The organism is Paenibacillus vini, from assembly GCF_018403325.1.
GTDB classification, from domain to species: Bacteria; Bacillota; Bacilli; order Paenibacillales; family Paenibacillaceae; genus Fontibacillus; species Fontibacillus vini.
The window spans coordinates 277496-291779 of record NZ_BOSL01000003.1 but is presented as its reverse complement, the minus strand read 5'-3'; the positions used below and the strand labels follow the sequence as shown (position 1 = coordinate 291779).

Genomic DNA, 14284 nt, shown 5'->3' with positions numbered 1-14284 from the left:
GAGGGCAAAAATCATAATCAGAAAATGTCCACCTTTTGGTGGACATTCTCTTCAATAATCCGTCTCCAAAGGACAATCCATTCCCAAACAGCTGCCACTCTTCATTGCGAACCAAAAATTCACTTTAAATTACTCTGCTACACCTTCATTACTCCCTTGCTCGGCAACCACAAATGCTCTCCGGTTTAGCCAGCCAACCCCCGCCGCAATAACGCTAATCGCAGCAGCGAACAGGTACATATTCACAATTCCGAACCACTCGGCCATACCGCTCATAAACAACAGAGAAAGTCCAAAAACGGTATTTAGCAACGTGGACTGGGCGGAAAATACTTTTGGCAGAAGCTCCGGACTTGCACTTCGCTGAATCAAGGTTCTTCGGGAGACAGCGGCAAGCTCCGTGAAGGGTCCGGTCAACAGGACGATAAGCAATGCCAGCGGCGCAAAATCATTCAATGCGAACCAGACCGTCAATACGGCGTAACCCAGCATACCTAACAACATCACCGCAAAAATCCGTTTTTCCAGCCGTTCCACGAGAGCGACGACCAACAATCCGCCGATGACGGCTCCCGCAAAATAACTGGCATTAATATAACCCCACCACTGCTCATCTTTGAGCAGGATCTCATTAACGAACACCAGCATAAATGCTCCGACCCAGACGGATCCGCCAAGCATGTCGGTCATGTCCATCAAGGTCAATGATCGCAGACGAGGTGATTTCCACAGGGCGACCCAGCCTTCTTTTAGCGTATCCCAGCGGGAAGGTAATTTGATCTCTGCCTCTCCTGCACCTTCATCAAGCTCGCCAATCCCCTTAGTACGGTCAACTTGATCTCTCCCCGTGCGCACATCCCAAACACTACGGCGTTTCGGTTCAGTTGGGTCCTCGATCAATAATGTAACCGCCATGGCTAAGCCGTAGCCAACCGCCACGACAACCAGAACCGGAAAGGAGCCGAACGCTGCGACCAGCACGCCGCTGATCGCCCAACCTGCAAATTGTACGATCTGGTCGGTCGTGGCCACTATGCCATTCGCCTTCATCAGCGCTTGATCAGCCACGAGCCGCGGCACCAACGCATTGCGGGCGGGAGTCGTCCAGCCGTCGAGAAACGAAATACAGATGATGATCGTATAGACCGGCAGGATTTGCTCCCCTCCGACCCATGGCGACAGATATCCCGCCAGCAGGACGAACAGTATAAACTGACCGCACTGAGATACAGTAAGCAAGAACGGGAGCCTGTATCTATCCACCATCAGAGGGGCGATTAACCCGCTGAACAATTGTGAGGTCACCCGCAAAAAAGGTACCAGCGTCGCAAAGACGACGGAACCCGTCCGATCCAGAATAAAGGTAGTAAGTGCAACCAAATAGAGGACATCGACGGTGTTGGACAACGTCTGCGACCCCCATAAATAGTAAAAAGACCGTTTGAACATACTTTGTCCGCTCCTTATTCAATTGTGTAGTTAGTTCCCGGGTGTAACGTGTAAATTACCCGGGACTAAGAATGAATTTGAAGAAGCGATAAACTCAAATCGGTCTCATTAGTATAATTAACTCCTTAATATTAATTTGGCTAGGCCAACTCGATCACGCTTGACCCGCTGCGATTTGCTTAATCAGATCCGGCATCCAGTCCATCACGTTATCAAATTCATATCCTGCTGCCTTCGCTTTGGAGGTATCCATCACCCAGGAGGAAGGAACGCCAAACGGCGACTCGTTCTCAGGCTCAACCTCTTTCTCGGAAAGAAGTCTCGCCTCTTTCCCGGTTTCCCTTTCAATCATAGCAATCATACGGGAAATCGTCAGTTCCCCGTCAGAGCTGGCATTCACCGGACCAATCAAATCCGAGCCTCCCAGCCATAGAAGGAACGCCGCCGTTTCCGCCGATGTAATGAACGACATCGCGGCCTCCGGATTCGGCAGACCGATCGGCGTCCCGTTCATGACACGCTCCACATGGAAGTGAAGTCTCCGGGTGTAATCATCCGGCCCGAGCACGATCGGAATCCGCATGGCTGCCACGGGAAAACTTGCCTCTTGAAGGAACGCCGCCTCAGCCTGTCTTTTGGCTTCCCCGTATTCCATCTCGCCCCGTTCTCCTGCAGCCCACTTGTATTCATAGGGGTTAAAATCCTCTTCACTCAGCGGAGACTTGACGAAGCCGTATACGGACAGCGTGGAAGTTAGAACATAACGCCCCACCCTTCCTTCAAAAGCGCGCACCGCTGCCATCGCTTCATTCGGCGAATAACAGATGTTATCGTAAATCACATCCCACGGACCTGCTTCCGCCGCTTTGGCCAGGGATGATTCATCACTGCGGTCCAAGACCAGCCGGTTCACCGGTCCCGCAAATTCCGCATCCGTCAATCCGCGAGTCGCCACCGTTACTTCATGAACGCCTTCCTGAAGCAGCAAGTTCACCAGTCTTTTGCCAAAATACCTCGTTCCGCCCAACACGAGCACTTTTCCCATTCCGGAATCCCCCGTTCTCCTTAATATATTGGCAATACTTCCATACCCTGCTGATTACCTTCCGGTTATAACTGCATTGCAATTTCTTAACGGCTGCCGAACAAGCTCTTCATCAATCCCAGTCCGCAGAGCATGGAAAAATAGAAATATCCCTCTTGGGCCGCCACATCTTTATATAACGAGTAATAGGGCATTTTTAGGTACAGGTTCAGCACTGGATAGAGCATTAAAATTAAACTCGGGATGACCACGAAAAAGAAAAGCGGACGATGAAACTTTCTTTTGTTCGGCAAGCCTCCAAGCAGGCTGACATAAGCACCGAGAACAAGGCCGTAGACGATATTGCCGATCAGGCTGTAACTGATTTTCAGAACCTTCTCCGGATTTTGTTCCATCATCCCCACAAAACGGTTGCCGTAGTAGACCAGGACAAGCGCGCCGAGAATCCACAGCAAATAATAGAAATATCCTTTGGATTTATTCATGAACCGACTCTCTCCCATGTATCAATTTGCGAATCGCTAGTTCCCCGTCATCCCTGCTTTTACCCGTTTCAACTGCGCGACGATGATTATGCTGATGACGACGAGCAGGAACCAGGAGCTGATTTTGCCGATATGCACGAGCCGCCATACCTTCTCTTGATCCGGATAGCTCCAGGCTCCGAGGAACGTCGAAATATTTTCCGCCACCCAGATAAAGAAGCCGATCAGCAAAAAAGACAACGTCAACGGCATCCAATAGGTTCTGCCCAGCACCGTGAAATGTACGCGGGTCCGAATAAACACAATCACCAGCAGTCCCGTCAGAATCCATCGGTAATCTCCGATAAAATGATGCGTAAAAAAGTTAAAGTAAATCGCCGCGCAAAGCAGCACCGAATAAATCGCTCTGGGCCAACCGGTCATTTGCAGGTCCATCCTGCGCCAAGCCTGGCAAATGTAACTTGCAACGCTGGCATACATGAACCCGCTGTATAGCGGAACTCCGCCTACCTTGCTCCATCCTTCCCCCGGATACGACCAGGAGCCCATATGTACTTTGAACAATTCCAGCCCGAGGCCGATCAAATGAAACACGCAGATGACCTTCAGTTCGTCCATCGTCTCCAGTTTAAACACGACCATGCCCACTTGAGCAAGCAAACAGATCAGTAAAATGAGATCATACCGGTGCAGACCGGGAATCGATACCACTTTCGTCAATGCCAGCGTCCCGAAAATAACGACCGGAAAAACGCAGCACAACGCCTGCAGCCAGGCGAATTGCAATAAACTGCGGATAAAAGTCATAATTCATTCTCCCTTAACGCTACAACCTGAAGGCTCGGCCAGATCCGCAGCCACTCCTTATCTCTGATCCTGTCCATAAAAACGTTGCGATTCTGAAAAAACGGACTTTGCCTTACTTGAAAACCAAGTAGATCATCCAAGCCGAACGGTGCCACAATATCAATATTTACACCATCTGCGCCGTCTTTTAGCCGGGCACCTATGGCAGTTGCCGTCTCAGGCCAGTGCAGCATGGCATCCTCGACCGAACGGTAGGGAGGTTCACCGTTTTTCAGATGCATCCGTGCCTGATTTTTGACCGACCAATTCAGCGACGAATTTATTTCTCGTAAGCGGGCGTCGTATTCTTTTTCCGCCTCTTCCTCCAGGAAATCCGGGTCGTAATAAAGCACGTCGACATCATGTAGCGGAGTTCTTACAGTGTATCCATGCAAAACATCCCAGACAAAATTGCGGAAATATCCCGCCGCAATGCAGCCCTGGGGCAACCCTAGCGCAGCAACCGCCTCCAGATCAGCCATCATTTCCGGCTGTTTGCCGATCGCTCTTTTCAAGTCATCGACATTGGAAATATGAAAGTCAGCCATGAGCTTTACGTTCTGCAACCCATCCCCTCCTCCCTAACTAAACTTCCGAAACCAACAGTTCCTATATTATACATCAGAAAAACCGGAGGCTGGTACATTCAGTTTTAGATTACTCTTCGCTTCTTCTTTGTGTAGCTTCCTTCTTAATCCTCGCTTCCTTCTTTATCGACAGCTCCTTCTTTATCTACGCTTCCTCTTAATCTGCGCCTCACCTTAATCCACACTTTCTCTAATCCATACTTTCTCTAATCCACACTTTCTCTTAATCCACACTTCTCTTAATTTACACTTCTCTTAATTTACACTTCTCTTAATTTACACTTCTTCGTTATCTACGCTTACTCTTCGACTTCTAACGGACACACGGGACTCTATTGAAGTCAAAATCACTTGGATTTCAGTTTAACGGTCACAGGAGACCTTATTTCCATCAAAACAGCGTCAAAGTCGATGCAATCCAACGTTTAACGGCTCTCCTGTCCGTTAAATTCCTAAACTCGCAAAATAACAGGAATTAACGTCCGCTATGTCCGTTACATTTGGCTCATTGGCTTTTCTATTGCTGGCTCCTGACCAGCTACCCTCATTAAACACAAAAAAGCGGCTATATCCTCATCGGAACATAACCGCATTTCGTAAAACTGTACTTGATTGGAGTGATCAGTGATCATACCGCCGACTTCAACGCTTCATCCTTGGGCAGCAGCACGGTCAGTAACCCGATCAACGGCAAGTAGGAGCAAAGCTGCATGATGAAGAAGATGCCCCACTGGTCGGCAAAATGGCCGAGCACCGCCGAGCCGAGACCACCCAGGCCGAAGGAAAGTCCGAAGAACAGGCCGGACACGAGGCCGACCTTGCCCGGAAGCAATTCCTGCGCATAGACGACGATAATTGAAAAAGAGGAAGACATGATGAACCCGGCCAGCACGACGAGTACGCCGGACCAAAACAAGTTGGCGTAAGGCAGCAGCAGCGAGAACGGAGCCGCTCCGAGAATCGAGAGCCAGATGATGTTCTTGCGCCCGTAGCGGTCGGCCATCGGGCCACCGAAAAACGTTCCTACGGCAGCGGCCGCAAGGAAAGCGAACACGTACCACTGGGCGGCACTTTTGCCGACGCCATAATGATCCATCATGAAGAAGGCGTAGAAGCTTGAAATGCTGATGGAGTACACATTTTTGGAGAAAAGCAGCAGAATCAGCACGGAAATCGCCAAACCTACTTTCCTTTTGCTCAGTCCGGTTCTCTGTTTTTCGCTCGGGTTCTGGGCAGCACGGCGCGGACGGGGCCGCACATTCAGCGAGGCGTACCAACGGGCGACAAAAATCTGAATAATGATCGCCGCAATCGCCGCAAAAGCGAACCAAACCACGCTGCGTTGTCCCAGCGGAATAAAGATGAGCGCCGTCATAAGTGGTCCCAACGAGGTTCCGATGTTGCCGCCAACCTGGAAAATCGACTGCGCCAAACCGCGGCGCTCCCCTGCTGCCAGATACGCAACTCGGGAGGATTCCGGATGAAACACGGAGGAACCCAGCCCGATCGAAGCCACAGCCAGCAGAATAATGCTATAAGCTGGGGCGTATGCCAACATCACAACGCCGATCAGGGTAAAGCAAACCCCGAGCGGCAATATGTACGGACGGGGACGGATGTCCGAGTATAGCCCGACCAGCGGCTGGAACACCGATGCCGTAATATTCATGGCGAACGAAATCCAGCCAATCTGTCCGTAGCTTAGCGTCAGCGAGTCTCTCAGAATCGGGAACAAGGCCGGAATAGCCGATTGCATCGTGTCGTTAAGAAGGTGTACCATGCTGATCGCAAACAGGATCGGATATACCGTCATAGCCTGCGCAGTAGGCTTGCCTGCTGCCTCTTTGTTCATGTCAATCTCTCCATCCGATCTTCTATCTTTGTCTATAAATTAGAAATTAAAATTGTCCGGATCCGACCCGAACCGTTGATTCAGGTTCAATGCATCGATAGCCGCAATATCCTCGGCGCTTAACTCGAAATCATAAATATCGGCGTTCTCTTTAATCCGACCTTCGTTGACCGATTTCGGAATCGTAATGACGCCAACCTGCAAATCCCAGCGCAAAATAACTTGTGCCGCGGTTTTTCCGTATTTTTTACCGATGGATACCAGGGTTTCGTTCTCAAGCAGATTACCCTGTCCGAGCGGGGACCAAGCTTCCAAAACAATGCCCTTCTCCTTTGTGAACTTCAACAGTTCTTTCTGGGTCAACTGCGGATGAAGCTCCACTTGGTTTACAGTCGGGACAACCTCCGCGTCAGCCAGCAAATCCTCCAAATGATGAATCTGGAAGTTACTCACACCGATGGCGCGAACTTTACCTTCTTTATAAACTTTTTCAAGCGCACGCCAAGTTTCTTTATATTTGTCCTTCACCGGCCAATGAACCAGGAACAAGTCGATGTACTCCAAGTTCAATTTCTTTAAACTGGTTTCAAAAGCTTCCAGCGTCGTTTCATAGCCTTGCATGTTGTTCCACACTTTAGAAGTCACAAAGATTTGGTCCCGGGACAATCCGTTCTCTTCCATCGCTTCGCGGATCGCCTGTCCAACACCCTCTTCATTATTGTATGCAGCAGCAGTATCTATACTGCGGTAGCCGGCGCGAATCGCCGCTTTGACTGCTTGGATGACTTCTTCACCTTCCTGAGCCTTGTATACCCCCAAACCAAACCATGGCATCTCTACTCCGTTGTTAAGTTTTACAGTGTCCTGCAAATTGTTAGGCATGAATAATTCCTCCTTAGGTTGGGTTGTGTTAAACAAAATGTTCCAAGTCTATTATGACCGACATCTGTCCAAATTTAAAGCCGTCTAATACAATCGGCATTGTTGTATCGTTTGCCGCAACATCTCCAGCTCTATCTCTTCCATTTCATAGCCAGTCCCATTCATATCATGGGCAGCCTCCCGAGGGATGATCCCTTGCAGTGCGAGACACCACAGCATCCGCAAAATATATTTGTCCATCGGCTGCGTAAACGTCGACATCGCATAAGCGTCCACTCTGGATGACAAATCCATAAATTGGGGGTAATCCTTGCTGCGGTAGGCCGTGATCAAGTCGCTTTGGATATTTGGAAAAGCGGCTCCCAAGCCGACCAGTGCTCCGGTTGCCCCGCACATCAATGAATAGCCGAACATCCGGTCCTCCCCGGTGATGAGCAGCTTGCCCGGAAATTCGGACGAGAAGAGTGATGACACTTCCTGCAGCGTCATCACGCTGTCCAGCGCGGCCATTTTCATGCCGACGACAGACGGCATGCCGAGCAGCTCCCTCAGTACCTCCTTCGAATAGGCGAGTCCTCCCGCTTCTTCATACAAATAAAATAGAATCAACGGAACGCCAAGCGCTGACAGCTCGCGATGATATTCGATGATCGCGGCATCCCGCCGGGAACTCTCTAATTCCTTAAAAATCACCGGGGGAAAAACCAGCAGCGCATCGGCTCCACCGGAAGCAGCCTCTTCCGCCATAGTGATACTATTTTGCCGCCATTTTTGCAGACGAAGAGGTTCGGATAACGTAGTGTCAATTAATGAACCTACTCCGGCAACAAGCAATTGCGCTTCATTTAAATGTGACTTCCAGGATTGAAAAATTCGTTTTCGCTCCTCCGCCTGCAAATGAAGTCCTCTGCCTGTATGAACCCATACCGCGACACCCGCGATTTGTTGCCGGCTCAGATATCCCGCGTAAGCCTCCTGTGCCTCGCTGTGGATTTCTCCGTTTTTATGTCTGGGAACAGGGACTGCCGGAATAAGTCCGCCGGTCATGGCTTGGACGGTTTTAGCCAATCTTTGCTCCATCGTCAGAACCATGCTGCCGCCTCCTTAATTCACTATTTCCTACTAACTATGTATAGTTGTCACGACTGCCTCAAAAACCAGTCTCTTCCCTTATCCCTGTACCAGGAAGCCACATCTTTAAACGAGGTTACATTGGCCGCGTCGACCAGATCCTCGGCATTCCGCAAATGAAGCATCCAGGCTACAAGACCGTGCTCCGGATGAAAATAAAGATCATGAAGCGCCCGTTCCGTTTTTGAGCCCTGTTTCATGCTGTAGGCACTGCCCGGCTTTTGAAAAACCGTATGCATTTGCAGGCTTTCCGCCCCGCGCAGCGCATATTCCAGCGCCATCTTGCCGGTTCCAACATTCCCGGTACCCGACACCGGCGGCACCGGTTTCCGAAGGTCTCCTTCCAGTTCGAGTCTCCGGAGCGCCGTGAGGATCCGTAAATTCCGCCGGCTTAGATCGGGACCGCCATAAGCGGCGCCCACTTTTCCGGCAAATTCACGTCCCTGGTCATAGAGCCGGTTGGCGTAAACGACATAGTCCGGCACACTTTCCCCCTCTTCCAAAAGAGCGCGGAATGCGTTCAACTGGAAGTCGTCTTCAAACACCGTGTTCATCAGCTTGATGCCAAGCACGAGTTCGCCGTCCGGAAGACAGGACTTGATGCGGTGCGGCACTTCACGCAGCCAGCGGAGCACGGTATCCTGCTGTTTGGCCCGGCCTGAACCGGCCAGCGTAGGGCTGAAGTCTTTTTCCATTTGCAGCGGGCCCGGGAATCCGCACTCCTTCCAAACTTCATATAAACCTCTCGTCGTGTGATGGTACTCTTCCATGCGGAACTCGGCTTCTTCCGGACCCGGCAAGTGATATTTGCAGGACGGAACGACCACCATACCGGCCGTTTTACCAATCTCCAGCGCTTGACGGGCAAATTCCAGGTAACTCGGGAACGAGCCGTGCCATCCCCTCCCTTGCCAGGTGACGTTCCAGCCCGGCTCCCCCGTCTCCTTGCCCGTGATTGTGTCCACAATCATCCGGGTTTCCTTCACCGCCCATTCTTCCATGGAGCGGGTGCCCGCCGCATTTTCCGCAATCACTGTTTTAAGCACGACAAAGCCGAGACCGGCATCGGCATCATCCTGAACTTGACGTAAATTTAACGACAATTGGCCCGACGCCTTGCCGAACGGATTCCGGATGGCATGAATTCCGTAGCGGGAAGAGACGTCGAGCCCATAAGTTTCAAGCAAATAAGATTCGACTCCGGACGGAAGGCCGCCCTGAAACCGTTCATAATCCTTAATTATTCGGGAAGCGTCCTCATTTGCAAGCAGAGGACGGGCAGGCAGAATCAAACCGTTGTTCATCTTCATCCCCCTATATCGGATTGGTTCCGGGGAGACAATTTCTCCCCAATGAAGATTCTATTCCACAACCGGCATTAACTGTCCTGCCCTGAAGCCCTATTTTCCAGCAACAAAAAATCTCGGGCAAACTCCGCCAGAAACGCGGCGCCGCCTGTCAACGCCTCTTCGTCGATGGTCATTTGCGGATGATGCAGCGGAAATCCGCCATGACCGGCTCCGCTCGCGCCTACGAGAAGAAAAACGCCGGGCACCTGTTCCATGTAGTAGGCCATGTCCTCGCTCGTCATCGGCGAGCGGACCAGCATTTCAATCGCCTCCGGGCCGTAAAGTGCCCGGAGTGCGGCTTCGGCGCGCCGGATCAGGGCGGGGTCGTTGACGGTCGGCGGGTAGCCGAACTCGTAATCGACCTCAGCCCGGGCGTTCAGCCCTCCGGCGACCGCCTCCGCCAGCGCGGTGACCCTGCGCTGCATCTGTTCGCGCGCCGCGTTGCTGACGGCGCGCACGGTTCCGCGGATCTCGACGCGATCCGCGATGATGTTGGGCAGGCTGCCGCCGCGGATGGAGCCCATGCTGAGCACCACGGGCTCAGCGGGGTCGACCTCACGGCTGACCAGCACCTGCAGTGCCGTAAGCACCTGCGCGGCAGCGATAATGGCGTCGACGCCCTGATGCGGGGCGGCGCCGTGCCCGGCACGGCCATGGACCGTGATGCCGACATGATCCATGCTCGCCATCACGGTCCCGGCCTTGACGCCGAAGCGTCCGGTTGGCAAGTCCGGCCATAAATGCAGGCCGACTATGCCGTCCACGCGCGGCGACTCCAGCACGCCGGCCTCGACCATATGCCGGGCTCCGCCCAGCATCTCCTCGGCCGGCTGAAAAATGAACTTGACCGTCCCGCGCAGCTCCTGCTGCGCTGCGGTCAGCATCGCGGCGGCGCCGAGCGCCATCGCCATATGCCCGTCATGGCCGCAGGCATGCATGACGCCGTCGTGCCGCGATGCGAAGGGCAATCCTGTCGCCTCTTGCAGCGGCAGCGCATCCATGTCCGCGCGTATGGCGATGCACGGCCCCGGTCGTCCGGTGTCCAGCAGCGCGACAACCCCGGTGCCGGCTACGCCCCGGCGCACTTCCAGTCCTAACTGTTCCAAATAATCGGAGACAAAAGCCGAGGTGATCACCTCTTTGAATCCAAGCTCAGGTACCTGATGAAGACGGCGGCGAATCGAAACGATTTCCTCGCCAAGCGATGCGGCGGCCTCACGAAAATTCACTTTATTCATACTGCGCTTCCTCCAGATTCAGCGTATAGATCTGTCTCGGGCGCCCTCGTCCGGCAGGCTGCTCTTCTCCGACGATGCTCGCCATCTCATATTTCTCCAGTGCCGCCATGATTCGTCGCGCGCTTCGCAGCGTAATTCCAAACCCTTCAGCCAGCTGAGAAGCCGTAAAAGTAGACGTCCCCAGCCGGCGGCAAAGCGACACCAGCTTGTTGATCGTGCCTACGCTGAGTCCTACTTTCTTAGCCATGGATATCAACTCGGGATTCTCGCTGCGGGCGGAGTACTCCAGCGTCAAGTCCGACCCGAGCGGACCATAGACGATTCCGTCCTGCATAATCAAATAGCAATTTCCCCCACCTCCGGATTTCGCCTTCAACAGCGCCTCCTTGGCTTTGCCTTCCGCTTCGTTCGCGGTACGACCGATCCCGATCCCGATGCTGGCGTTCCACTGGAGCCGTTCCATGACCTCCAAAAGCAAGGGAGCATCCTGGAATTTGCGGGTGACCTGCTCTATAATGCCGCGTGTCGTAATAAATGAAACCTCATCCGAATCGCTCCACTTAATAAGCGACTGCGTTTCTTCACCAAAGTCCACGAGGATTTGCTGGAGGATGATTTTTTTTCGCTGGATTTCGTATTCGGAGGCGGCCTCCTTGGCTACCTTGGCAAAATTGTCGATATTCATGATCCCTACGGCGATTTGAGTGCTGCTTAAGCGTACGCTTTTTCCTTCCAACAAAGCCCGGTTCAGGCAATCGCGGATGGCGGACTGAGTCGGAACGACCCGGTAAGCGGGAACGCCGAGTTTTTTCAGCTTCTGGTATACCGAGGTTACGCACGTAACGGTCACGGAAACACGGCCGTTTTTCCATAACTCATAATGATAGGACACCAGTTCCTCGTTGGTCATTCCGGATTCATAGGTTTTGACCAGGAGCTCATCTACCGGCAGGCCGATCTCCTGCAGCGGTTCCTCTACTTCGTTGTATTGCAGGACATCCATGCTCAGCCTCAATCCCTTTTGCATATCCAGTACGTCTTGACGATAGAGATCGAAAAGCACTTTATACAGGGCTGTTCCCGAATAGTAAACGTGTACCATCGGCTTGTCGGGAGCTGCCGCAAGCGCGATCCGGTACGGGATCGGACCGGTAAACAGCAAAATATCCGCCTGGTCCCTGATCCGGTCGACCACCTCGAGCGTTTCCCGCTCATGTTGATATGGCGCCGGAAACATAGCCAATTCCGCAAAATAAGAACCGAATTCCAGTACAGCTTCCACCAAATCCCGGGGCCCAATCACCGCAACCCGCAGCTTGATCGTCATGGCCGGCACCTCCCGTTCCCTTTTTTAAGCATCGTCAACAATGACCCACAACCCAATCAGATATATGGGATGACTAAGCCTCTAACTGTTCGCCAAAATCTCTAACCTCGGCAAGTGACCGTTTCGTGTTTAAAACGACTTGTTCGTAGTCCCCCATATACTCGAATGAAATGTATCCTTCATACCCAAGGTCCAACAATTTTTGCAAAATTGCGGCATGACCCGCATCCCCTTGCAGCACCGGTACCGGCACACTTTGACTCCAGTCTTGATGGTTCCACCTATAATCTTTGAAATGAACATGATGAATATCGTAAAAAAACTGCTCCAACACCGGAATCGGCTCCAGATAATCGACAAAAAGATTAAAGCCGTCATAAATCAGCTCCAACCCTTGCCCTTCCCCCTGACCTTCCCCGGATACGTCCCTCAGCAATGCCGCCAGGCTCTCTGCAGTATCCGCAAAAGTATTGTTGTGAATTTCAACCGCCAATCGAACTCCTTGCGCCCTGCATATGTCCAATGCTTCATCCAAACCGGAAACCACATCGTCCCATTCCACGGCCAGCGCTTCTCTCGACGCTTTGTGTCCGGCAAAAGTTCTGATCCTCGGGCAACCAATCTCTGCGGCCCACTCCGCCGCCCGCCGGATCCGTTCCAGCTCCCCCTTCCTTTCCTCTTCCCCTTTGGAAAAATAGATATATTCGCTGATGGCCGGAACTTCAAGTCCGCGGCTCTCAAGCAGTTTGCGCATGTCTTCCGGCGTTCCGCCGCGTTTGCTGTAGCTTTCCAGGTGGCCTACCCACAGCTCCACCCCTTGCAGTCCTAGGTCCTGCGCCAAATCCAGCGCCGCTTCTATCGGCGCCTGCTTCAAACCGGTTGAACACATGCTGAAGCGAATACGGCCCTCTCTGGCGACATTCTTCCGGTTCCGTCTCGCGGGTTCAAACATGCTGTCGCCCCCTAGTTCCAACCCGCCCCGGTCCACGAGTTCATGCTTTCTATCGCTCTTTTTATCCCCGGGTTCAAACATGCTGTTCCACCCCCGTCCGGTCCGAGCGGTAAACGGCTTCCAGCGCTGCGATGACCGACCTAGCATATTCGCCGCTGCTGTCCGGGTCCTGTTCGTTCCCGATCGCTTGAAGCAAGTCCTTGAATTGAAGCACAAACGGGTCCTCTTCGGGAATCGGTTCCACTTGCTCGTACTCTCCCCCCTTGCTGATCCACAAGCCTTTTGCAGAAATCAGCTTGGCCATGCCGTGGGAGAAAATCAATTCCGTCTCATCCTTGGGCGGTCCTTCATATCCGGATTGAACAATAACACCGCTGAGTCCGCTATCCGTCTCCAGAAAAATACAGCCGCTGCCCTCCACATCGCCTCTTGGTCCTTCATAGGTTACCGAAGCCTTCACTCGATGGACACGGCTATCCGTCAACCATTGAATTTTGTCGATGGAATGGGCGCCCAGATTCATCAGAATCCCGCCTCCGGCCTTGGCTTTTTCCAGGAACCAGTCCGGTCTGTTGTCCCGATAGTAATAGAGGTGCCGGGTATCGTGAACAGCCAGCAATCGGCCGAGTTCGCCGCTTGCAATCAACTGCTTCGCCTGAATATTGGCCGGCCAATAATGCTGCGTATGCCCGACCATCAACTTGACGCCCGCGGTTGCAACCGCTTGCAGAATTTCATCACATTGATCAACATTTAACGCCATCGGCTTCTCCAGCAGCAAATGACAACCCTGTTTGGCGCACCATACCGCACAGGAGGCATGCAAATGATGAGGCAAAGCAATTACCGCGATATCCGGCTTCTCCTTGGTCACCATTTCTTCATAATCCCGGTAAAAAGAGATCCCATACTCCTCCGCCAAAGCCTTCCCCTTGGATTCGTCCGTATCGGCTACAGCCGCAGCTTCCAACGTCCCAACCTGCCGGATCGCTTCCAGATGATTACGCGAAATAATACCCGCTCCAATCAATACTACTCGGTAGACCATATAGTTACCTCCTCTCATCGCGAAGTCATACTTTCCTTCTCTCTTGTATCTCCCCCATACATTCTTTCGTTGTTATCCCTTAGCCCCGTCTTC

General features: G+C 52.5%; 13 protein-coding genes. All 13 read right to left on the bottom strand.

Translation table 11 applies throughout. The features are described 5' to 3' along the window. Nucleotides 1–129: 129 nt before the first annotated feature. Nucleotides 130–1449 (bottom strand): MFS transporter, encoded by a 1320-nt coding sequence (locus tag KJS57_RS07120; RefSeq protein WP_213654212.1) that lies wholly within the window; start codon nt 1447–1449, stop codon nt 130–132. A gap of 154 nt (nt 1450–1603) precedes the next feature. Further along, nucleotides 1604–2494, bottom strand: a complete 891-nt coding sequence (locus KJS57_RS07115; RefSeq protein WP_213654211.1) for an NAD-dependent epimerase/dehydratase family protein — start codon at nt 2492–2494, stop codon at nt 1604–1606. An 86-nt stretch (nt 2495–2580) separates the two neighbouring features. After that, nucleotides 2581–2979, bottom strand: coding sequence for a hypothetical protein (locus tag KJS57_RS07110; RefSeq protein WP_211023974.1), 399 nt, complete (start codon nt 2977–2979; stop codon nt 2581–2583). A 36-nt stretch (nt 2980–3015) separates the two neighbouring features. Continuing rightward, nucleotides 3016–3786, bottom strand: coding sequence for a DUF817 domain-containing protein (locus KJS57_RS07105; protein ID WP_211023972.1), 771 nt, complete (start codon nt 3784–3786; stop codon nt 3016–3018). Further along, nucleotides 3783–4373 (bottom strand): nucleotidyltransferase family protein, encoded by a 591-nt coding sequence (locus tag KJS57_RS07100; RefSeq protein ID WP_213654287.1) that lies wholly within the window; start codon nt 4371–4373, stop codon nt 3783–3785. The genes KJS57_RS07105 and KJS57_RS07100 overlap by 4 nt, the downstream gene beginning before the upstream one ends. A 667-nt stretch (nt 4374–5040) precedes the next feature. After that, nucleotides 5041–6264, bottom strand: a complete 1224-nt coding sequence (locus KJS57_RS07095; RefSeq protein WP_213654210.1) for an MFS transporter — start codon at nt 6262–6264, stop codon at nt 5041–5043. A 39-nt stretch (nt 6265–6303) separates the two neighbouring features. Further along, nucleotides 6304–7146, bottom strand: coding sequence for an aldo/keto reductase (locus KJS57_RS07090; RefSeq protein ID WP_213654209.1), 843 nt, complete (start codon nt 7144–7146; stop codon nt 6304–6306). An 84-nt stretch (nt 7147–7230) separates the two neighbouring features. Further along, nucleotides 7231–8238, bottom strand: coding sequence for a dihydrodipicolinate synthase family protein (locus KJS57_RS07085; protein WP_213654208.1), 1008 nt, complete (start codon nt 8236–8238; stop codon nt 7231–7233). Between the two features lie 47 nt (nt 8239–8285). Next, a complete protein-coding gene (locus tag KJS57_RS07080; protein ID WP_213654207.1) occupies nt 8286–9581 on the bottom strand; it encodes a hypothetical protein in 1296 nt (431 codons plus the stop codon). 74 nt (nt 9582–9655) lie between these two features. Further along, a complete protein-coding gene (locus KJS57_RS07075) occupies nt 9656–10864 on the bottom strand; it encodes a M20 metallopeptidase family protein (protein WP_213654206.1) in 1209 nt (402 codons plus the stop codon). Continuing rightward, on the bottom strand, nt 10857–12191 hold the full coding sequence (locus tag KJS57_RS07070; RefSeq protein ID WP_211023960.1) for a helix-turn-helix domain-containing protein: 1335 nt from the start codon (nt 12189–12191) through the stop codon (nt 10857–10859). Before KJS57_RS07070 ends, KJS57_RS07075 begins: the two co-directional genes overlap by 8 nt. A 73-nt stretch (nt 12192–12264) precedes the next feature. Continuing rightward, entirely contained in the window at nt 12265–13224 is a 960-nt protein-coding gene (locus KJS57_RS07065; RefSeq protein WP_213654205.1) for a sugar phosphate isomerase/epimerase family protein, read from the bottom strand. Continuing rightward, nucleotides 13217–14191, bottom strand: a complete 975-nt coding sequence (locus tag KJS57_RS07060) for a Gfo/Idh/MocA family protein (protein ID WP_211023956.1) — start codon at nt 14189–14191, stop codon at nt 13217–13219. The genes KJS57_RS07065 and KJS57_RS07060 overlap by 8 nt, the downstream gene beginning before the upstream one ends. Nucleotides 14192–14284 lie beyond the last annotated feature (93 nt).

Bases quoted from the DNA above. Each gene is read 5' to 3' on its own strand.
- KJS57_RS07110 (WP_211023974.1), bottom strand. From the start codon at position 2,979: ATGAATAAATCCAAAGGATATTTCTATTATTTGCTGTGGATTCTCGGC.
- KJS57_RS07115 (WP_213654211.1), bottom strand. From the start codon at position 2,494: ATGGGAAAAGTGCTCGTGTTGGGCGGAACGAGGTATTTTGGCAAAAGA.
- KJS57_RS07075 (WP_213654206.1), bottom strand. From the start codon at position 10,864: ATGAATAAAGTGAATTTTCGTGAGGCCGCCGCATCGCTTGGCGAGGAA.
- KJS57_RS07105 (WP_211023972.1), bottom strand. From the start codon at position 3,786: ATGACTTTTATCCGCAGTTTATTGCAATTCGCCTGGCTGCAGGCGTTG.
- KJS57_RS07085 (WP_213654208.1), bottom strand. From the start codon at position 8,238: ATGGTTCTGACGATGGAGCAAAGATTGGCTAAAACCGTCCAAGCCATG.
- KJS57_RS07090 (WP_213654209.1), bottom strand. From the start codon at position 7,146: ATGCCTAACAATTTGCAGGACACTGTAAAACTTAACAACGGAGTAGAG.
- KJS57_RS07120 (WP_213654212.1), bottom strand. From the start codon at position 1,449: ATGTTCAAACGGTCTTTTTACTATTTATGGGGGTCGCAGACGTTGTCC.
- KJS57_RS07065 (WP_213654205.1), bottom strand. From the start codon at position 13,224: ATGTTTGAACCCGGGGATAAAAAGAGCGATAGAAAGCATGAACTCGTG.
- KJS57_RS07100 (WP_213654287.1), bottom strand. From the start codon at position 4,373: ATGGCTGACTTTCATATTTCCAATGTCGATGACTTGAAAAGAGCGATC.
- KJS57_RS07080 (WP_213654207.1), bottom strand. From the start codon at position 9,581: ATGAACAACGGTTTGATTCTGCCTGCCCGTCCTCTGCTTGCAAATGAG.
- KJS57_RS07060 (WP_211023956.1), bottom strand. From the start codon at position 14,191: ATGGTCTACCGAGTAGTATTGATTGGAGCGGGTATTATTTCGCGTAAT.
- KJS57_RS07095 (WP_213654210.1), bottom strand. From the start codon at position 6,264: ATGAACAAAGAGGCAGCAGGCAAGCCTACTGCGCAGGCTATGACGGTA.
- KJS57_RS07070 (WP_211023960.1), bottom strand. From the start codon at position 12,191: ATGACGATCAAGCTGCGGGTTGCGGTGATTGGGCCCCGGGATTTGGTG.